The sequence below is a fragment of the Pseudomonas sp. MF08831 genome, from assembly GCF_059862645.1.
On record NZ_JCBCUX010000001.1, the window covers coordinates 530,616 to 549,924 of the forward strand.

General features: G+C 60.6%; 22 protein-coding genes. 21 read left to right on the top strand and 1 reads right to left on the bottom strand.

From position 1 onward, the window contains the following. Nucleotides 1-568: 568 nt before the first annotated feature. The 3 genes from rluC to AC19YS_RS02510 are packed head-to-tail and all read left to right on the top strand — an operon-like array spanning nt 569 to nt 3,182. Nucleotides 569-1,528, top strand: coding sequence for a 23S rRNA pseudouridine(955/2504/2580) synthase RluC (gene rluC / locus AC19YS_RS02500; protein WP_058427510.1), 960 nt, complete (start codon nt 569-571; stop codon nt 1,526-1,528). After that, nucleotides 1,515-2,177, top strand: a complete 663-nt coding sequence (locus tag AC19YS_RS02505) for an HAD-IA family hydrolase (RefSeq protein WP_500600820.1) — start codon at nt 1,515-1,517, stop codon at nt 2,175-2,177. The genes rluC and AC19YS_RS02505 overlap by 14 nt, the downstream gene beginning before the upstream one ends. A 21-nt stretch (nt 2,178-2,198) precedes the next feature. Beyond that, nucleotides 2,199-3,182 (top strand): S49 family peptidase, encoded by a 984-nt coding sequence (locus AC19YS_RS02510; protein ID WP_500600822.1) that lies wholly within the window; start codon nt 2,199-2,201, stop codon nt 3,180-3,182. A 130-nt stretch (nt 3,183-3,312) separates the two neighbouring features. On the opposite strand, the gene AC19YS_RS02515 is transcribed toward AC19YS_RS02510, so the two are convergent. Further along, the gene (locus tag AC19YS_RS02515; protein ID WP_500600824.1) at nt 3,313-3,891 is read right to left on the bottom strand and encodes a Maf family protein; all 579 of its coding nucleotides are present in this window, start codon (nt 3,889-3,891) and stop codon (nt 3,313-3,315) included. Nucleotides 3,892-3,996: 105 nt separating this feature from the next. Here AC19YS_RS02515 and AC19YS_RS02520 point away from each other — a divergent pair, with 105 nt between their 5' ends. From AC19YS_RS02520 to AC19YS_RS02605, 18 genes are all read left to right on the top strand, one after another. Continuing rightward, on the top strand, nt 3,997-4,527 hold the full coding sequence (locus tag AC19YS_RS02520) for a YceD family protein (protein WP_032886799.1): 531 nt from the start codon (nt 3,997-3,999) through the stop codon (nt 4,525-4,527). A 13-nt stretch (nt 4,528-4,540) separates the two neighbouring features. Then, nucleotides 4,541-4,723 (top strand): 50S ribosomal protein L32, encoded by a 183-nt coding sequence (gene rpmF, locus AC19YS_RS02525; RefSeq protein WP_008152339.1) that lies wholly within the window; start codon nt 4,541-4,543, stop codon nt 4,721-4,723. A gap of 4 nt (nt 4,724-4,727) precedes the next feature. Next, the gene (plsX, locus tag AC19YS_RS02530; protein ID WP_500600827.1) at nt 4,728-5,738 is read left to right on the top strand and encodes a phosphate acyltransferase PlsX; all 1,011 of its coding nucleotides are present in this window, start codon (nt 4,728-4,730) and stop codon (nt 5,736-5,738) included. A 144-nt stretch (nt 5,739-5,882) separates the two neighbouring features. Then, complete coding sequence (gene fabD / locus AC19YS_RS02535; RefSeq protein ID WP_179609588.1) at nt 5,883-6,821, top strand: ACP S-malonyltransferase; 939 nt, start codon at nt 5,883-5,885, stop codon at nt 6,819-6,821. Between the two features lie 32 nt (nt 6,822-6,853). Then, nucleotides 6,854-7,597, top strand: a complete 744-nt coding sequence (gene fabG, locus AC19YS_RS02540) for a 3-oxoacyl-ACP reductase FabG (RefSeq protein WP_500600829.1) — start codon at nt 6,854-6,856, stop codon at nt 7,595-7,597. Nucleotides 7,598-7,789: 192 nt separating this feature from the next. Next, nucleotides 7,790-8,026 (top strand): acyl carrier protein, encoded by a 237-nt coding sequence (gene acpP, locus AC19YS_RS02545; RefSeq protein WP_016973676.1) that lies wholly within the window; start codon nt 7,790-7,792, stop codon nt 8,024-8,026. Between the two features lie 144 nt (nt 8,027-8,170). Beyond that, nucleotides 8,171-9,415 (top strand): beta-ketoacyl-ACP synthase II, encoded by a 1,245-nt coding sequence (fabF, locus tag AC19YS_RS02550; RefSeq protein WP_106576156.1) that lies wholly within the window; start codon nt 8,171-8,173, stop codon nt 9,413-9,415. Next, nucleotides 9,415-10,230, top strand: a complete 816-nt coding sequence (pabC, locus tag AC19YS_RS02555) for an aminodeoxychorismate lyase (protein WP_106576157.1) — start codon at nt 9,415-9,417, stop codon at nt 10,228-10,230. Before fabF ends, pabC begins: the two co-directional genes overlap by 1 nt. A gap of 1 nt (nt 10,231) precedes the next feature. Beyond that, nucleotides 10,232-11,377 carry an endolytic transglycosylase MltG gene (mltG, locus tag AC19YS_RS02560; RefSeq protein WP_119741995.1) on the top strand — a complete coding sequence of 382 codons (1,146 nt, stop codon included), beginning with the start codon at nt 10,232-10,234 and terminating at the stop codon, nt 11,375-11,377. A 19-nt stretch (nt 11,378-11,396) separates the two neighbouring features. Then, nucleotides 11,397-12,029: a dTMP kinase gene (tmk, locus tag AC19YS_RS02565; RefSeq protein ID WP_119741997.1), complete on the top strand. Its 633-nt coding sequence runs from the start codon at nt 11,397-11,399 to the stop codon at nt 12,027-12,029. Next, nucleotides 12,022-13,011: a DNA polymerase III subunit delta' gene (locus AC19YS_RS02570; protein WP_106576160.1), complete on the top strand. Its 990-nt coding sequence runs from the start codon at nt 12,022-12,024 to the stop codon at nt 13,009-13,011. Before tmk ends, AC19YS_RS02570 begins: the two co-directional genes overlap by 8 nt. A gap of 63 nt (nt 13,012-13,074) precedes the next feature. Continuing rightward, nucleotides 13,075-13,860 (top strand): TatD family hydrolase, encoded by a 786-nt coding sequence (locus AC19YS_RS02575; protein WP_200622856.1) that lies wholly within the window; start codon nt 13,075-13,077, stop codon nt 13,858-13,860. Between the two features lie 443 nt (nt 13,861-14,303). Further along, nucleotides 14,304-14,972 (top strand): TetR/AcrR family transcriptional regulator, encoded by a 669-nt coding sequence (locus AC19YS_RS02580; protein WP_200622855.1) that lies wholly within the window; start codon nt 14,304-14,306, stop codon nt 14,970-14,972. Nucleotides 14,973-15,111: 139 nt separating this feature from the next. Beyond that, nucleotides 15,112-16,080, top strand: coding sequence for a GTP 3',8-cyclase MoaA (locus AC19YS_RS02585; RefSeq protein ID WP_500600833.1), 969 nt, complete (start codon nt 15,112-15,114; stop codon nt 16,078-16,080). Nucleotides 16,081-16,188: 108 nt separating this feature from the next. Next, nucleotides 16,189-16,794 carry a DUF4823 domain-containing protein gene (locus tag AC19YS_RS02590; RefSeq protein ID WP_106576165.1) on the top strand — a complete coding sequence of 202 codons (606 nt, stop codon included), beginning with the start codon at nt 16,189-16,191 and terminating at the stop codon, nt 16,792-16,794. An 18-nt stretch (nt 16,795-16,812) separates the two neighbouring features. Then, entirely contained in the window at nt 16,813-17,373 is a 561-nt protein-coding gene (locus AC19YS_RS02595; RefSeq protein ID WP_124418282.1) for a DUF1285 domain-containing protein, read from the top strand. A gap of 70 nt (nt 17,374-17,443) precedes the next feature. Beyond that, on the top strand, nt 17,444-18,157 hold the full coding sequence (locus tag AC19YS_RS02600) for a GntR family transcriptional regulator (RefSeq protein ID WP_500600834.1): 714 nt from the start codon (nt 17,444-17,446) through the stop codon (nt 18,155-18,157). Then, nucleotides 18,154-19,155, top strand: coding sequence for an ADP-ribosylglycohydrolase family protein (locus AC19YS_RS02605; protein WP_500600836.1), 1,002 nt, complete (start codon nt 18,154-18,156; stop codon nt 19,153-19,155). The genes AC19YS_RS02600 and AC19YS_RS02605 overlap by 4 nt, the downstream gene beginning before the upstream one ends. Nucleotides 19,156-19,309 lie beyond the last annotated feature (154 nt).

Consider the following 19,309-nt stretch of genomic DNA (forward strand, 5'->3'; position numbering starts at 1 on the left):
AAGGTCAGGAGGAGGAATCAACCGGCGACTGTGGACGAGATGAAGCGTCTAAATATAAGCCTAGTGCTACACGGTCCGACGGTTGTGCATCTCCACCCTACACGTATCCCTGATAATTCGGGTGCTGCCGCGCGCAGAATCCGCAGCGGGTTGGCATTTACCGTGTTCTCCAATGGGGAGTCCACGCTCATGGCTAAACAAGACTAGGTGTGGGCGACTGCGCTCTCACTCAGCTCTTAACAGGCGTTGTTTCCGAAGCTTTCGCCATGGTCTGGCTCAAGACTGACTGCACTTTGTGAACTGGCCGTAAATATCGGCGCAGAACGCGAGTATTCACTCTGCTTTCTGCACTCGCTTCAGGCCTCATGTCACCTGCGCTTGTTACAATCTCGAGCCTTCCAAGGTGGCAAAAGCCCCGTAGGACGGCCTCGCGTCCTGATGAATTGCGATGGTCAGGGCCGGCAGTTTGCCGCAAGTCCTCTGTCCAGGCCGCTTTTGGCGGCGTTCGCGACTATAGCAGCAATGATTAAGTGCTTCAATTCCATAAAAAATTGTTATCATCGCCGCCATGACGACTACCGCCCCCCAGACCCCCAGCGTCCAGCTGCTCGAGGTCTCGCCGGAATATGCCGGCCAACGCATCGACAATTTTCTCCTGGCCAGGCTCAAAGGCGTGCCCAAGACCTTGATTTACCGCATCTTGCGTAAAGGCGAAGTGCGCGTGAACAAGGGCCGCATCAAGCCCGAGTACAAGCTGCAGGCGGGCGACATCGTCCGTGTGCCGCCGGTTCGCGTGCCTGAGCGTGACGAGCCCGTGCCGCTGGCCCAGGGCCTGCTGCAGCGCCTTGAGGCTTCAATTGTCTTCGAAGACAGCAAGCTGATCGTGATCAACAAACCGTGCGGCATTGCGGTGCACGGCGGCAGCGGCCTGAATTTCGGCGTGATCGAAGCGTTCCGTCAGTTGCGCCCGGATGCCAAGGAACTGGAGTTGGTCCACCGCCTGGACCGCGACACCTCTGGTCTGCTGATGATCGCCAAAAAACGCAGCATGTTGCGCCACCTGCACACCGCTCTGCGTGGCGATGGTGTCGACAAGCGCTATATGGCGCTGGTGCGTGGCAACTGGGCGAGCTCGATCAAAAGCGTTCGTGCGCCGCTGCAGAAGAGCAACCTGCGCTCCGGCGAGCGTATGGTCGAAGTGGACGAGGAGGGCAAAGAAGCCCTGACCCTGTTCAAAGTGCTGCGCCGTTTCGGTGACTTCGCCACCATGGTCGAGGCCAAGCCGGTGACCGGGCGTACTCACCAGATTCGTGTGCATACCCTGCACGCAGGCCACTGCATCGCCGGCGACACCAAGTACGGCGACGAGGATTTCTCCAAGGAAATTCGCGACCTGGGCGGCAAGCGCCTGTTCCTTCACGCCTACATGCTGACAGTTCCGCTGCCTGACGGCGGTGAGCTGAAGCTGCAGGCGCCGGTCGACGAAATGTGGGCCAAGACCGTGGAGCGTTTGAGTGTCGCACCTTGATTACAAGCTGCTGATCTTTGACTGGGACGGCACCCTGTGCGATTCCATTGGGCGGATCGTGGAATCAATGCACGCAGCTTCAACCCGCTCGGGCTTTGCGTTGTGCACCGATCTCGCGGTCAAAGGCATCATCGGCCTGGGCTTGCCTGAAGCTATCCGTACCTTGTACCCGCAGATCAGTGACGCTGAGCTGGTGACGTTTCGCGACCACTACGCCGACCACTACATCGCGCTGGAGGCCACGCCTTCGCAGCTGTTCGACGGTGTGGTGCAATCGCTTGAGGCCTTTCGTGCCCAGGGTTATCACTTGGCAGTCGCCACCGGCAAAGCCCGTCGCGGGTTGGATCGGGTTCTTAAGGCGCACAATTTCGAAAATTATTTCGACATCACCCGGGCGGCGGATGAAACCGCCAGCAAGCCTCATCCTCTGATGCTTGAGCAGATCCTTGCCCATTGCGGTGTGTCGCCGCGCCAGGCGTTGATGGTGGGTGACGCCTCCTTCGACCTGATGATGGCGCGCAATGCGGGCATGGACAGTGTGGCGGTCAGCTACGGCGCTCAGTCTGCCGAGACCTTGCAGCAGTACGAGCCGAGGCTGACGATTGATCATTTTTCCGAACTGCAGGCCTGGCTCAGCCGGGCCCAATAAGTCTTTGCTGGGGTTAATGGCATGAGTGACGAGTGGAAGGCGCCGGAAAAGGCGGATAGCAGTGATGATAAAAGCTGGAAGCTGCTGGAGAAGACTTTCCTGGCCAGCGTTCAGGAGCAGCGCCGTGCGCGGCGTTGGGGGATTTTCTTCAAGCTGCTGACCTTTATCTGGCTGCTCGCGATGCTGGTGCTGTTCAGTCCACTGATGGACATGGAAAAAAGCGCTACCCGCGGCAGCAATTACACCGCCTTGATCGAAGTGCGTGGCGTGATCGCCGACAAAGAGTCCGCCAGCGCCGACAACATTGTCAGCAGCCTGCGCGCGGCGTTTGAAGACCCGAAGGTCAAGGGCGTGATCCTGCGCATCAACAGCCCAGGTGGCAGCCCGGTGCAGTCGGGTTATGTGTATGACGAAATTCGCCGTCTGCGCGGCCTGCACCCGGATATCAAGTTGTATGCGGTGATTTCCGACCTGGGCGCCTCGGGCGCCTATTACATCGCCAGCGCCGCTGACCAGATCTACGCCGACAAGGCCAGCCTGGTCGGCTCCATTGGCGTGACGGCGGCCGGTTACGGCTTCGTCGGCACCATGGAGAAGCTGGGGGTTGAGCGTCGCACTTACACCTCGGGTGAGCACAAAGCGTTCCTCGACCCGTTCCAGCCGCAAAAAGCCGATGAGACTCAGTTCTGGCAGGGCGTGCTCGATACCACTCACCGTCAGTTCATTGCCAGCGTGAAGCAGGGGCGTGGCGATCGTCTGAAGGACAAAGACCATCCGGAGCTGTTCTCCGGGCTGGTGTGGTCGGGTGAGCAGGCGTTGCCGCTGGGCTTGATCGATGGGCTGGGCAGTGCCAGTTCGGTGGCGCGGGATGTGATTGGCGAGAAGGAATTGGTGGATTTCACCGTTGAGGAATCGCCGTTTGATCGCTTCTCCAAGAAACTGGGTGCCAGCGTGGCCGAGAAGCTGGCGATGTACATGGGCTTCCAGGGCCCGACGCTGCGCTGATACCTCGAAAGCGACAGGGTTCAACATGTGGGAGCTGGCTGGCCCGCGATAGCGTCACCTCGGTGCGACTGATGTTCCGAGGTGTCTGCATCGCAGGCAAGCCCGCTCCCACATTGGTTTTGTGCTGGGCTTAGGGGGTCTGCACGCCTTCAGCCAGCAGCATATCCACCAGGCGAATCAGTGGCAGGCCGATCAGGCTGGTCGCATCCGGCCCTTCGGTGCTTTGGAACAAGCTCACGCCCAGCCCTTCGGCCTTGAAGCTGCCGGCGCAGTCATAAGGTTGCTCGATCCGAAGGTAGCGCTCGATGCGTTCAGCGCTCAGTTCGCGCATGTGCACCGTAAACGGTACGCAGTCGACCTGGCAGTGCCCGGTCTGGCTGTTCAGCAGCGCCAGCCCGGTAAGGAAGCTGACACGCTTGCCGCTCGCTGCCAGCAGTTGTGCGCGCGCGTTCTCGAAGGTATGGGGCTTGCCGATGATGCGGCCTTCCAGAGCAGCGACCTGATCGGAACCAATGATCAAATGCCCCGGATGGCTGCCGGCGAGGGCGCGAGCTTTCTGTTCGGCCAGGCGCTTGACCAGCTCGATGGCGGATTCATTTTCACCGTGGCTTTCGTCGATATCAGGCGAGCTGCAGATGAACGGCAGGTGCAGGCGGCTCAGCAATTCCCGGCGATAAACCGAGCTGGATGCAAGTAATAAAGGCAGCATAGGCGTCTCCTCAGAGCAGCCGGGGATTCTAGCGGGGTGACCGGCTGACGCACAGGGCTGAATTTCCTTTGACATGGCTGGGTGCATCCCTATAATGCTGCGCCTATGTTGAATGACCCGATTCCACCTCACGTTGACCCGCGCAAATTGGCAGATCGTGGCACTTCCCTTCAAGGTGAATTGCTGCTGGCCGATTTGGAGAGACTCTGCGACCCGCTTTCCGACACTGTCGGTACGGTGCAGGCCAAATTTGTTTTTGAACGAGATGAACGTAAGTCTGTGGTAATCCACAGTTTTATCGACACCGAAGTCAAAATGGTTTGCCAGCGTTGTCTTGAGCTGGTCACCCTGCCGATTCACAGCGAATGCAGTTACGCTGTGGTGAAGGAGGGTGCGAATACCCAATCGTTGCCGAAAGGTTATGACGTGCTGGAACTGGGCGAAGATCCTTTGGATCTGCATGCACTGATCGAGGAGGAGCTTTTGCTCGCCTTGCCCATTGTGCCTGCTCATCATCCGGAAGAATGCCAGCAGCCGGAGGGTCTCGATGACGAGGCCGAGCCGAGCGAGGACGAGGTAACGCGGTCCAACCCGTTCAGTGTATTGGCGCAGTTAAAGCGTGACCCAAACGTTTAGGAGTTAATCAATTATGGCTGTTCAGCAGAACAAAAAATCCCGCTCTGCCCGTGACATGCGTCGTTCGCACGATGCCCTGACGGCAAGCACTCTGTCTGTAGAAAAAACCACCGGTGAAATTCACCTGCGTCACCACGTATCGCCAGAAGGCGTATACCGTGGTCGTAAAGTGATCGACAAGGGCGCTGACGAGTAATCACTTGTCTGCTCAAGTCATCGCGATTGACGCAATGGGCGGGGACTTCGGTCCCCGCAGCATTGTTCAGGCTTGCATTGCCAGCCTGTCTGCTACGCCCTCGCTGCACCTGACCCTCGTCGGTCAACCCTCCCTTCTTGAAGAATTGATTGCCAGCCATCCGGCAGTGGATCGCGTGCGCCTGACGATTACGCCAGCCAGCGAAACCATCAGCATGGATGACAAGCCGGCGGCAGCCCTGCGTGGCAAGCCCGACTCTTCGATGCGGGTGGCCCTTGAGCTGTTGCGTGATGCCAAGGTGCAAGCCTGTGTCAGTGCCGGCAATACCGGAGCCTTGATGGCGTTGTCGCGGCATGTGCTCAAGACATTGCCCGGAATCGATCGCCCGGCGATGGTCGCGGCCATCCCTACGCAAGAAGGCTACTGCCAGTTGCTGGACCTGGGCGCGAACGTCGATTGCAGTGCCGAGCACCTGTTCCAGTTCGCGGTGATGGGCTCGGTGGCCGCTGAGGCGTTGGGCGTGACCCGGCCGCGGGTAGCGTTGCTGAATATCGGCACTGAAGACATCAAGGGCAATCAGCAGGTCAAGCTCGCCGCCACCTTGCTGCAAAATGCGCGAGGGGTGAACTACATCGGCTTCGTCGAAGGTGACGGTGTGTACCGTGGCGAAGCCGACGTGGTGGTATGCGACGGGTTTGTCGGCAATATCCTGCTCAAGTCCAGCGAAGGCCTGGCGACCATGATCGCTACGCGTATCGAGGCCTTGTTCAAGCAGAACCTGGCCTCGCGCATGGTCGGCGCCCTGGCGCTGCCGTTGATGCGCCGCTTGCAGGCCGATCTGGCACCGGCGCGGCACAACGGTGCGAGCTTTCTGGGGTTGCAGGGCATTGTGGTGAAAAGCCATGGCTCGGCGGGGGTGCAAGGTTTTCAAAGTGCGATTGCGCGGGCGCTGATCGAGATCCAGGAAAACCTGCCGCAACGCTTGCACGGCCGTCTTGAGGACTTGTTGCCTTAGGCGAATCGGCCCGGGAATGCTTAAATGTGACCGGCCAGTTCAATTGACCATCCAATCTGTCAGTTTCGTGCGCTCCCACCCGGGGATTCATCTCAAAATCGGGAGCGTTCATTTTTGACGACCAGATCATTAGGGGCTTGTTACATGTCTACATCCCTCGCATTCGTCTTTCCAGGGCAGGGTTCGCAGTCCCTCGGCATGTTGGCCGAGCTGGGCGCGCAACATCCGTTGATCCTGGACACTTTCAAGGAAGCTTCCGACGCCCTGGGTTACGACCTGTGGGCGCTGACCCAGCAAGGGCCGGAAGAACAACTCAATCAAACCGATAAAACCCAGCCGGCCATCCTCACCGCGTCGATCGCGCTGTGGCGCCTGTGGCTGGCTGAAGGCGGCGCGCGCCCGGCCTACGTGGCCGGTCACAGCCTGGGCGAATACAGCGCCCTGGTGGCGGCGGGCAGCCTGACCCTGGGCGAAGCGGTCAAGTTGGTCGAGCGTCGTGGTCAACTGATGCAAGAAGCCGTTCCGGCCGGACAGGGCGGCATGGCCGCTATCCTGGGTCTGGACGACGCCGTGGTGATCCAAGCCTGTGCCGAAGCGGCCCAGGGCGAGGTCGTCAGCGCAGTGAACTTCAATTCCCCTGGCCAGGTGGTGATCGCCGGTGCCAAGGCTGCCGTTGAACGTGCCATCGAGGGTTGCAAGGCCCGAGGCGCCAAGCGCGCCTTGCCATTGCCGGTCAGCGTGCCGTCCCACTGTGAGCTGATGCGCCCGGCTGCCGAGCGGTTTGCCGAGTCCATCGCCGCCATCAACTGGCAGGCGCCGCAGATTCCGCTGGTGCAGAACGTCAGTGCGGCCGTTGCCGCCGACCTCGAGACCCTCAAGCGCGACCTGCTGGAGCAACTCTACAAGCCTGTGCGCTGGGTTGAGTCGGTTCAGACCCTGGCGGCCAAGGGTGCCACCGAGCTTGTCGAGTGCGGCCCGGGCAAAGTCCTGGCTGGCCTGAACAAGCGCTGCGCCGAGGGCGTCTCGACTGCCAACCTCAATACCCCGGATGCCTTCGCTGCCGCCCGCGCGGCACTGGCCTGAATCCCTGATCCCCGAACTTAGGAGAAGCTTGCATGAGTCTGCAAGGTAAAGTTGCACTGGTTACCGGCGCGAGCCGTGGCATTGGCCAGGCGATCGCCCTGGAACTGGGCCGTCAGGGCGCCGTAGTCATCGGCACCGCGACATCCGCCTCGGGTGCCGAGCGTATCGCCGCCGCCTTGAAGGAAAACGGCGTTCAGGGCACTGGCCTTGAGCTGAACGTGACCAACGATGAGTCGGTTGCCGCTGTGCTGGCTCAAATCACTGCACAATTTGGCGCACCGGCTATTCTGGTGAACAACGCCGGTATCACCCGCGACAACCTGATGATGCGCATGAAAGACGACGAGTGGTACGACGTGGTCGATACCAACTTGAACAGTCTGTTTCGCCTGTCCAAGGGTGTTTTGCGTGGCATGACCAAGGCGCGTTGGGGCCGAATTATCAATATTGGCTCCGTAGTGGGTGCCATGGGCAACGCAGGCCAAGTAAACTACGCGGCGGCCAAAGCCGGTCTGGAAGGTTTCAGCCGTGCATTGGCGCGTGAAGTCGGTTCGCGGTCGATTACGGTCAACTCGGTGGCCCCTGGGTTCATCGACACCGATATGACCCGCGAACTGCCGGAAGCACAGCGTGAAGCGTTGCTGACGCAGATTCCGCTGGGCCGTCTGGGCCAGGCTCAAGAGATCGCAAATGTGGTCACTTTCCTGGCATCCGACGGTGCGGCATACGTGACTGGGGCTACAATCCCGGTGAACGGCGGGATGTACATGAGTTAAATTGTGACGGATCGCTTCAAAAAAATGTCATACGAGCTGTCTAAAATCCGTTATAAAGCTGCAACTTAATTTATAGGCTGGTGGCCGACCGGGTACAGGGTGAAGCTTTCAGTTGAAAAGCTGAAATGGCTTTCTATACACTTACCCACTGGCCAGCTGCCTGAATTTGTCCATTAGGAGTGAAAACAAGGTATGAGCACCATCGAAGAGCGCGTCAAGAAAATCGTTGCCGAGCAACTGGGCGTTAAAGAAGAAGAAGTGACCAACTCCGCTTCCTTCGTTGAAGACCTGGGTGCCGACTCCCTTGACACCGTTGAGCTGGTGATGGCTCTGGAAGAGGAATTCGAGACCGAAATCCCGGACGAAGAAGCTGAAAAAATCACTACTGTTCAAGCTGCTATCGACTACGTTACTGCCCACCAGGCGTAATAGTTTGTAGTCGTCGCTTGCTGTTAGGGAAAAACCGCACTGCTGTAACGGCGTGCGGTTTTTTCTTTAGCTCTGATGAAACTTCAGCGCTGATAAAATGCGTGCTGAAGCGAAGTGTCGCCATCAAGAAAAAAGGAGAGTGCTGTGTCGCGTAGACGCGTCGTAGTCACCGGTATGGGTATGTTGTCGCCACTGGGTACGGATGTGCCAAGCAGTTGGCAGGGCATTCTGGCTGGCCACAGTGGTATCGGTCTGATCGAGCACACGGACCTTTCTGCCTATTCCACCCGTTTTGGCGGCTCGGTAAAGGGCTTCAATGTCGAGGAATATCTCTCGATCAAAGAGTCCCGCAAACTCGACCTGTTCATTCAGTACGGCCTGGCAGCCGGTTTTCAGGCGGTGCGTAATGCCGGCCTGGAAGTCACCGACGCCAACCGTGACCGCATCGGCGTGGCCATGGGTTCGGGTATTGGCGGTTTGACCAATATCGAAGAAACCAGCCGCACGCTGCACGATTCCGGCCCCCGTCGAATTTCACCATTCTTCGTACCGGGCTCGATCATCAATATGATTTCCGGTTTCCTGTCCATCCACTTGGGTGCGCAGGGGCCTAATTACGCCATTGCTACGGCGTGCACCACGGGCACTCACTGCATCGGCATGGCGGCGCGCAACATCGCCTATGACGAGGCAGACGTGATGATCGCCGGTGGCGCCGAGATGGCCGCCTGCGGGCTGGGCATGGGCGGCTTCGGCGCGTCCCGTGCGCTCTCCACGCGCAATGACGAACCGACCCGTGCAAGCCGTCCGTGGGACAAGGGCCGTGACGGTTTTGTACTGTCTGACGGCGCCGGTGCCCTGGTACTGGAAGAGTTGGAGCACGCTAAAGCGCGTGGCGCCACCATCTACGCCGAGCTGATCGGCTTTGGCATGAGCGGCGATGCGTATCACATGACGTCGCCACCGTCTGACGGTGCCGGCGCTGCGCGTTGCATCACCAACGCGTTGCGCGACGCGAAGGTGAATCCCGATCAGGTGCAGTACATCAATGCCCACGGCACCTCGACCCCGGCCGGCGACCTGGCGGAAGCCGAAGCCATCAAGTCGGTGTTTGGCGAGCACGCCTACAAGCTGGCGGTCAGCTCCACCAAGTCCATGACCGGCCACCTGTTGGGTGCGGCGGGCGCGGTCGAGGCGATCTTCAGCGTGATGGCCATCAAGGATCAGGTCGCTCCGCCGACCATCAACCTTGATGAGCCGGATGAAGGTTGCGACCTGAACTTCGTGCCTCACGAAGCCCAGCCGATGCCAATTGACGTGGTGATCTCCAACTCCTTCGGGTTTGGTGGCACCAACGGCTCCCTGGTGTTCCGCCGGTTCGCCGAGTGATGCACAGCTGGGTCGACGGTCAGCCAGCGGACAGCGTGCCCCTGAAAGATCGCGGCCTGGCGTACGGTGATGGGCTGTTTGAAACCATCGCCGTCAAGGCCGGGCAGCCCGTGCTGCTCGACCGCCACCTGCAACGCCTTGAGGAGGGTTGCCGGCGCCTTGCGTTGATCACGGATCACGCACTGATCCGCAATGAAGTCTTGGCTTACGCCGCCGCCCTTGGCGACGCAGTGCTCAAGTTGATCCTCACCCGCGGCGACAGCCAGCGCGGTTATGGGATCAACCCCGGCGCCCCGGTGCGCCGTATCTTGCAGGGCAATCCGCCCGCTACCTATCCCCACGCTCACGCAACCGACGGCATCCGCCTGTTTGCGTGCGCTACCCGTTTGGCCGAGCAGCCGTTGCTTGCCGGGCTCAAGCACCTTAATCGTCTGGAACAAGTGATCGCCCGCGCCGAGTGGCAGGATGCCGAGCATGCCGAAGGTTTAATGCTGGATATGTCTGGTCGCGTTATCGAGGGCGTGTTCAGCAACCTGTTCGTGGTGCGCAATGGCGTGTTACTGACCGCTGATCTGAATCGTTGTGGCGTTGCCGGGGTCATGCGCGCCGAGATTCTGGCCCAGGCGCACGCACTGGGTATCCCGCTGGCCGTGGCCGACATCAGCCTTGAGCAGTTACAGCAGGCCGATGAAGTCTTCGTGTGCAACAGCGTTTATGGCATTTGGCCGGTGCGCAGTTGCGCTGCGATGAGCTGGTCGGTTGGGCCGCTCACCCGTAAACTGCAGGGCATTGTTCGCGCGCTATTGGATATTTGAGTTGATACGAAAACTGGTTTTACTGCTGCAGATCGGCCTGGTCTCGGCAGGCTTGCTGCTGGGCTTCTCGGCCTGGAAGCTCGATTCTGCCTTGAAGCAGCCCCTGAATCTGACCCAGGAACAATTGCTCGATGTGCCTGCCGGGTCGACCCCGACGGGCACCTTCAATCGCCTCGAAGCCGAGGGCGTGCTGGATGATGCTTTTTGGTTGCGCCTGTACTGGCGCTTCAACCTCGACGGCCAGCCACTGCACAGCGGCGAATACCGCATGACTCCAGGCCTCACCGCCGAAGGCTTGATCGGCCTGTGGCAGCGCGGCGAAGTGGTGCAATACAGCCTGACACTGGTCGAAGGCTGGAACTTCCGTCAGGTGCGGTCGGCCCTGGCCAAGCATGAAAAGATCGTGCAGACCCTGTCGGGCCTGAGTGACAGTGAAGTGATGGACAAGCTGGGTCACCCCGGCGTGTTCCCCGAGGGGCGGTTCTTTCCTGACACTTACCGCTTCGTGCGCGGCATGACCGACGTCGAGTTCCTCAAAAAAGCCTACAACCGCCTGGATGATGTACTGGCCCAGGAGTGGAGCAAACGCGCCGCCGATGCGCCCTACACCGACCCTTACCAAGCGCTGATCATGGCTTCGCTGGTCGAGAAGGAGACCGGCGTACCGGAAGAGCGCGGGCAAATCGCCGGCGTGTTCGTGCGGCGCATGAAGATCGGCATGCTGCTGCAAACCGACCCGACAGTGATTTACGGCCTGGGCGAGCGCTACAACGGCAAGTTGACCCGTGCGCATCTCAAGGAAGCCAACCCTTACAACACCTACCTGATTGCCGGCCTGCCGCCGACGCCGATCGCGATGGTCGGCCGCGAGGCGATTCATGCTGCGTTGAACCCCGTGCCGGGCAGCAGCCTGTATTTCGTCGCCCGTGGCGATGGCAGCCATATTTTCTCCGATGACCTGGATGCGCATAATGCCGCCGTGCGCGAGTTTCAGCTCAAGCGTCGTGCCGATTACCGTTCCAGCCCCGCGCCAGCGGTGAAACCGCTGGAAGACGCGGCGCCACCTGCCGATACGCCGATTGAAGCGCCGGTTGAAAAGCCTGTCGAGGCTGCGCCGGATACCGCCACGCCGCAAAGCCCGCAATGACTCTGACTAAGGACTGCCTGTGACTGGCTTGTTTATTACCCTGGAAGGCCCGGAAGGCGCCGGCAAAAGCACCAACCGCGATTACCTGGCCGAACGCCTGCGCTCGGAGGGCATCGAGGTGGTATTGACCCGCGAGCCCGGCGGCACGCCACTCGCCGAGCGCATCCGTGAAGTATTGCTGGCCCCGGGTGAAGAACCGATGAACGCGGACACCGAGCTGCTGCTGGTGTTTGCTGCACGCGCTCAGCATCTGGCCGAGGTGATTCGCCCAGCCCTCGCGCGTGGCGCAGTGGTGATTTGCGACCGTTTTACCGATTCGACCTACGCCTACCAGGGCGGCGGGCGCGGCTTGTGCCTGGCGCGTATCGCTACGTTGGAAACTTTCGTTCAGGGCGATTTGCGTCCGGACCTGACCCTGCTGTTCGATCTGCCGGTGGAGGTGGGGATGGCCCGCGCCAGTGCCCGGGGTCGTCTGGACCGCTTCGAGCTCGAAGGCCACGTGTTTTTCGATGCGGTGCGCAGTGCATTCCTGCTACGCGCCAAGGCGGAGCCCGCGCGCTACCACCTGCTGGACGCGGCTCAGCCGCTGACGCAGGTACAGCAAGCCATCGACGCCTTGGTGCCGACGCTGCTGGAGCGCGCCCGTGGCTGAGGCCTATCCGTGGCAGGACAGCCTCTGGCAGCAACTGGCCGGGCGTGCCCAGCATGCGCACGCCTATTTGCTGCATGGGCCAGCGGGTATCGGCAAGCGTGCGTTGGCCGAGCGCTTGATGGCCAGCCTGTTATGCCAGCGCCCGGTCAATCTGGAGGCTTGCGGTGAGTGCAAATCCTGCCTGCTGCTCAAAGCCGGCAGCCACCCCGACAATTACCTGCTGGAGCCTGAGGAAGCCGACAAGGCGATCAAGGTCGACCAGGTGCGTGACCTCGTCAGCTTCGTGGTGCAGACCGCGCAGATGGGCGGGCGCAAAGTGGTGCTGATCGAGCCGGTGGAGGCGATGAACATCAACGCCGCCAACGCCTTGCTCAAGAGCCTGGAAGAGCCGTCGGGCGATACGGTGCTGTTGCTGGTGAGTCACCAGTCCAGCCGTCTGTTGCCGACCATTCGCAGTCGTTGTGTGCAGCAGGCTTGTCCACTGCCGAGTGAAGCGATGAGCCTGCAGTGGCTGGCGCAGGCGCTGCCCGAGTGCGGCGAAGACGAACGCGTCGAGTTGCTGACCCTGGCCGCGGGTTCTCCCTTGGCGGCCGTCAAGCTGCACGCCCAGGGCGTGCGTGAGCAACGTGCGCTGGTGGTCGATGGCGTGAAGAAGCTGCTCAAGCAGGAGCTGTCCGCGACGCAACTGGCCGAAAGCGCCTGGAAGGATATTCCGTTATTGCTGCTGTTCGACTGGTTCTGTGACTGGTCGAGCCTCATCCTGCGCTACCAGTTGACCCAGGATGAAACCGGCCTGGGCCTGCCGGACATGCGCAAAGTGGTGCAGTACCTGGCGCAGAAAAGCGCGCAGGACAAGGTGCTGAATATCCAGGACTGGATTCTGGCCCAGCGCCAGAAGGTGCTCGGCAAAGCCAACCTCAACCGCGTGCTGTTACTCGAAGCACTGCTGGTGCAGTGGGTCGGCTTGCTCGGCCGGCGTTAATTTCCGCGGCCGACGGGTGTATCGTCGGCCAGACACTTTCCGTGACTCAAGTTGTAAATTCCTATGCTCGTAGATTCCCATTGCCACCTTGATCGCCTCGACCTTGCCCAACATGGTGGCTCCCTCGACGCTGCCCTTGAAGCTGCGCGCCAGCGTGGAGTAGGGCACTTCCTGTGCATTGGTGTCAGCGCTGAAAATGCCGCCGACGTCAAAGCGCTGGCTGATTGTTATGCCGATGTCGATTGTTCGGTGGGCATCCACCCGCTGGACCTCAAGCCCGGCGAAGCCCCCGCCCTCGATTGGCTGCTGGGCGAACTCAATCACCCACGCGTGGTGGCGATTGGCGAAACCGGCCTGGATTACCACTACGAGCCCGAGGCCGCTGAGTTGCAGCAGGCGTCGTTCCGCCTGCACCTGCAGGCCGCCCGGCAAACCGGCAAGCCGGTGATCGTTCACACCCGTGGCGCCCGCGCAGACACCCTGACGCTGCTGCGCGAGGCTGCGTTGCCCCAGGCCGGCGTGCTGCATTGCTTCACCGAAGACTGGGACATGGCCAAGGCCGCACTGGACCTGGGCTTTTATATTTCCCTGTCGGGCATCGTCACCTTCCGCAATGCCGACGCCCTGCGCGATGTGGCGCGCCAAGTGCCGGCCGATCGCCTGCTGGTGGAAACCGATTCGCCGTACCTGGCGCCTATCCCCCATCGTGGCAAGCCGAACCTGCCGGAATACGTGCGCGATGTGGCGGATTACCTGGCAATGCTGCGGGGTGAGTCGTACGAACGCTTCGCCGAGCAGACCACCGAAAACTTCAAGCGCCTGTTCCCGCTGGCCCACGTCGCCGGCTGATGGAGCCAAATTGCAGGCAAAAAAAACCCGGGTTCTGGGGGGTGAATCCGGGCTAAGACCATTAGGAGTAAACAAGGGCACACAGTCCGTCGGTACCCAGGTCGACGCGTCACTTGGGGGAGATGCCACGCCGACAGTTCAAGTATTGATCAGGATCCCATTCAGTCCAGTCGCATCTGATCGTTTTTTAAACAGATTTGGAATACGCGCGCTTCGCTTGAGTTCTCATTGCGCAGGTGCACGGGTGTCAATATTGCGTATTGTTTCTGACTGATAACGGCGAAAACGTTGGCGCGCTGAAAGTTAAGTGCATAACGGGTTCACATAGGCGTTGCCCAACGACTGTTCAGTCGGGATAATCCCTCGCACTGGGTAAATCGTATCGCCACGTATCACTGGCCCTGCGCAACCCTCCCACTTTGACCTCTGCAGACTTCTCCCTCATGCAAAAAGAACCCCGTAAGGTCCGTGAGTTTCGCCGCCGTGAGCAGGAAATTCTCGACACTGCACTCAAGCTGTTCCTCGAACAAGGTGAAGACAGCGTCACCGTCGAGATGATTGCGGATGCCGTGGGTATCGGCAAAGGCACGATCTACAAGCACTTCAAGTCAAAGGCCGAGATCTACCTGCGCCTGATGCTCGACTACGAGCGCGACTTGAACGAGCTGCTGCACTCGGCCGATGTCGACAAAGACAAGGAAGCCTTGTCCCGCGCCTATTTCGAGTTCCGCATGCGTGATCCGCAGCGCTACCGTCTGTTCGATCGGCTCGAAGAGAAAGTGGTCAAGGGCAATCAGGTTCCGGAAATGGTCGAGGAGCTGCACAAGATTCGCGCCTCGAACTTTGAGCGCCTGACCCTGCTGATCAAAGGTCGTATCAGCGAAGGCAAGCTTGAAGATGTGCCGCCTTATTTCCACTACTGCGCCGCCTGGGCGTTGGTGCACGGCGCCGTGGCGCTGTACCACTCGCCGTTCTGGAGCAACGTGCTGGAAGATCAGGAAGGTTTCTTCCAGTTCCTGATGGACATCGGCGTGCGCATGGGCAACAAACGCAAGCACAGTGCTGAAATGCCGGGCGCTGAGCCTAAGAGCGGTGAAACCCCCGCTGCTTGAGCTATTCCCGACAGTGATGGCGCAATGATTTACTGCCAGTTGCAGTACCCCAGGAATATACTCAGGCAAGGACCTTGCTAAAATTTGATTTATAAGTCAGCTTTTAGCGCGCCCGAATCATCCTCTGCCGGAGTGATCCATGATCGTTGATCGTCAAGGCAGGCGATTTCGCAACTTGCGAATCAGCCTGACCTCAGCCTGCAACTACGCGTGTACCTACTGCGTGCCTAATGGCAAGCGGCTGGTGGCTGCCCAGGACGAACTCTCGGCCGAGGCGATGGCCCGTGGGGTGGCGTACCTGATTGAAGCGGCGGGTATCGACCGCCTGCGCATCACGGGCGGCGAACCGCTGGTGAGCCCCAAGCTGGAAGCCTTCATGAGCGCGGTCGGCGGAATGGGCCTCAGTGATATCAGCCTGACCACCAACGGCCAATTGCTGGCGCGCAAACTGCGATTGCTGGTGGAGGCCGGCATTCGCCGCATCAACGTCTCCCTCGACACCCTGGACGCCGACGCCTTCCGCAGCATCGCCCGTGGCGGCGACTTGGCCACCGTGCTTGATGGCATGGAGCAGGCCCGCGCCGCGGGGATCAAGATCAAAGTGAACATGGTGCCGTTGCGCGGGCAGAACCTGGACCAGGTGATGCCGCTGCTCGACTATTGCCTTGAGCGTGGCTACGAGCTGCGCTTTATCGAACTGATGCGCATGGGCCATCTGGCCAAGGATTCCAACGCGTTCCTGCAGCAATTCGTCAGCCTGCAGCAACTGCTCAGCCTGATCGGTGAACACCACGAATACCTGCAAGCCAACGCGCCAGTAGACGCTACCGCGGTGCGCTACGAGGTGCCGGGCCAGGGCTTCTTTGGTGTTATCGCCAATGAAAGCGTGCCGTTTTGCCGTACGTGTTCGCGTCTGCGTTTGTCGTCTACCGGGTGGCTGCATGGCTGCCTGTCGTCGAGCAACCGTCATTACGTCGGCGACCTGCTCGACCTGCCGCGCCATCAGGCGCTGCCAGCCTTGCAAGGCCTGCTGATGAAGGCCCTGGGCGACAAACAGGAAGTGGCCTTCTCCGGCGGTGCCACCATCATGAAGATCATCGGCGGCTAGCCCACACACGCTCTTCCCACATTTCATTTGCGCCGCTGCTGAATGGCGCGGATTCTGCATCTCACGCCCATTCGCCGGTTTTCCGTCACCGGCTTTTGGAGGATTAGGATGCGTAGTCTGGTTTTGTTGCTGGCGTCGTTGACGCTGAGTGGTTGCATGACCGTCAGCGATATGGCCGAAGGCACCCGCTATCAGATGAGCGACGCCGGCTTGCTGGACCACAGTGATACCCGCCGCACTGCGTCGATTCGCATACAGCCGGACTCTTTTGTCTTTATCGCCCAAGGTGCGTTTGTGCCGCCGGGCAGCGCTTATCCGCGACCTAACGTGGTGGCCGAAGAGGCCTTCAACGGCTTTGTCGAATACTTCCCGATGGTGCGCCGTGCGCGCAAGCCCGAAGGCCTGGAACAGGCGATGGCCGAAGCCCGTGGGGCGGGTGCGCATTACCTGTTGTATTGCCGCTTCGCTGCAGCCGATGACCGCATCGGCAATGCCGATGAATGGACGGATCAACAGGCGCTGGACCGCGTCGGGCTGGACAGCGGCGTCATCCAGATCATGTTGATCGAGACCAGCACCCAGTATTTGATTGATACTGCACGTATTCGCAGTCGTGGCGGTTTACTGACGTTCCACGACAATAAGCCAGAAGATCTGATTGCCCGCCCCCTGGCGCAGTACGCCCGCGGCCTGCTGGGCATGGGGGATCAGTAAAAACTCAAGGAGAACTGCATGTCCGATTCCGCCAAGGCCAATGACCTGTTGGCTCAACTGCCCAAAGGCAAGGGGCCGGCACCGGTGCACCTGTGGAATCCGGATTTCTGCGGCAACATCGACATGCGCATCGCCCGCGATGGCACCTGGTTCTACCAGGGCACGCCGATCGGGCGCAAGCCGATGGTCAAGTTGTTCTCCAACATCATTCGCCGCGACGGTGATGATTATTTTCTGGTGACACCGGTGGAGAAGGTCGGCATCACCGTCGATGACGCACCGTTTGTGGCCGTAACCCTTGAGGTGCAAGGGCAGGGCGAAAGCCAGGTGCTGCACTTCACCACCAACGTCGACGAGCAAATCGAGGCCAGCCTCGAACACCCGCTGCGCGTCGAAATCGACCCCGTCACCCAAGAGCCCGCGCCTTATTTGCGTGTGCGCACCAACCTCGAAGCCCTCGTGCATCGCAATGTTTTTTACCAACTGGTCGAGTTGGCGGTGAGCCGTCCGATCAACGGTCAGAACTGGCTTGGCGTGTGGAGTGCCGGGGAGTTTTTCCGCATTGGCCTGGAGCCCTGAGGCCAGCTTTTTCATCTGCCTGAAATAATTCGCTTGCTGTAATCGGGCGCTATCGGTTATCAATTTGTACATGATTAGACATGTCCGATTTGATAAGAAAAAACGCGTCGTCGACGAGCTTATCCGCCGTATCGAGGCGGGCGTCATGGCCGACGGTTTCCTGCTGCCAGGCGAGCACCAGTTGGCCGAAGAGTTCGCGGTCAGCCGTGGCACGTTGCGCGAAGCCCTGGCTGAGCTCAAACGCCGCAACTACATCGCCACTCAGAGCGGCGTCGGCTCCATCGTCACCTTTGACGGCATGGTGCTCGACCAACGCAGCGGCTGGGCCCAGGCCCTGGCGGACACGGGGGCGCTGGTCACCACCGACATCCTGCGCCTGGAAGCCGTGACCCGCCCCGATCTGCTCAGCCGTTTCGGCAGCGACCAATTCATCGCCCTCGACCGTCGCCGGCGTATCACCGATGGCACGGCGGTGTCGCTGGAGCGCTCGCTGATGCCCGCCTCTGGTGGCCTGGAAGGCCTGCCCCGCGTCGGCCTGATCGACAATTCCCTGACCATCACCCTGGCCGCCTACGGCTACGTTGGCGCCGAAGGTGACCAATGGATCGGCGCCGAGCCCCTCAGCGACGAAGACGCCGAGTTGCTTGGCCGCCCCGCCGGCACGGTGTTTCTCAAGGCCTCGCGCACCACCTACGACCGCCGCGAGCGCTTCATGGAGTACGTCGAAAGTTTGCTCGACCCTCTGCACTTTCGCCTGCACCTGCAGTTTGGAGCGTCAAAATGACCCCGCAAAACCGCGCCCTCGGCGCCTTCTACGGCCTGGCATTGGGCGACGCATTGGGCATGCCCACCCAGTCCTTGAGCCGCGAACAGGTGCAACAGCGCTTCGGTGCCATCACGGGTTTGGAAGACGCCGATGCCGACCAACCGATTGCGCCAAACATGCCGGCCGGTTCGATTACCGATGACACTGAACAGGCGATCCTGGTCGGCGAGTTGCTGGTTGAAGGAAACGGCAAGATCGAACCGACCGTGCTCGCCCAGCGCTTGATCGACTGGGAGGCGGCGATGCGCGCCAAGGGCTCCCAGGATTTGCTCGGGCCATCGACCAAGCGCGCCATCGACATGATCCTCGCCGGCCACACCCCGGAAGAATCCGGGCGCTTTGGCACCACCAACGGCGCCGCCATGCGGATCACGCCCGTGGGGATCGCCGCCGATGTCAGCGACCCGGCGCCGTTCATCCAGGCGGTGATCCAGGCCTGTCAGGTGACCCACAACACCACGTTGGGCATCTCCAGCGCGGCTGCTGTTGCAGCGGTGGTCTCGGCCGGCATCAACGGCGTGGACCTGGGCGAAGCGCTCAACATCGGCACGCAGATCGCCCGGCAGGCGGAAAACCATGGTCACTGGATTGCCGGTGGGCGTATTTCCACGCGCATCAGCTGGGCGCGCACCTTGAGCGTCGGCAGCGGCGACAACGCCCTGTTTGCCGACCTGCTTTACGAACTGATTGGTACCTCCGTGGCCTCCCAGGAATCGGTGGTGGTGTCGTTTGCCCTCGCGCAGCAAGTGGCGGTGGGCGCGATGAGTGCTTTGGAAGCCGTGTGCCTGGCCGCCAGCCTTGGCGGCGACACCGACACCATCGCCGCGATGCTCGGCGCGATGTTGGGCGCGTGTCTGGGCATGCAGTGCTGGCCGCCGGTGATGATTGAACAGGTCAAGCAGGTCAATGGCCTGGACTTGCAGCCGCTGGTGCAGGGGCTGCTGCAAATTCGATAAGCGCCGCAGGCAAACAGGTGGGAGCGGGCTTGCTCGCGAAAGCGGTGTATCAGGTGGCACATCAGTTGACTGTCCCACCGCTTTCGCGAGCAAGCCCGCTCCCCCATTGAACTCGCAGAGTCAGGAAGACCGAGAGTCGATTCACCTTGAGTAT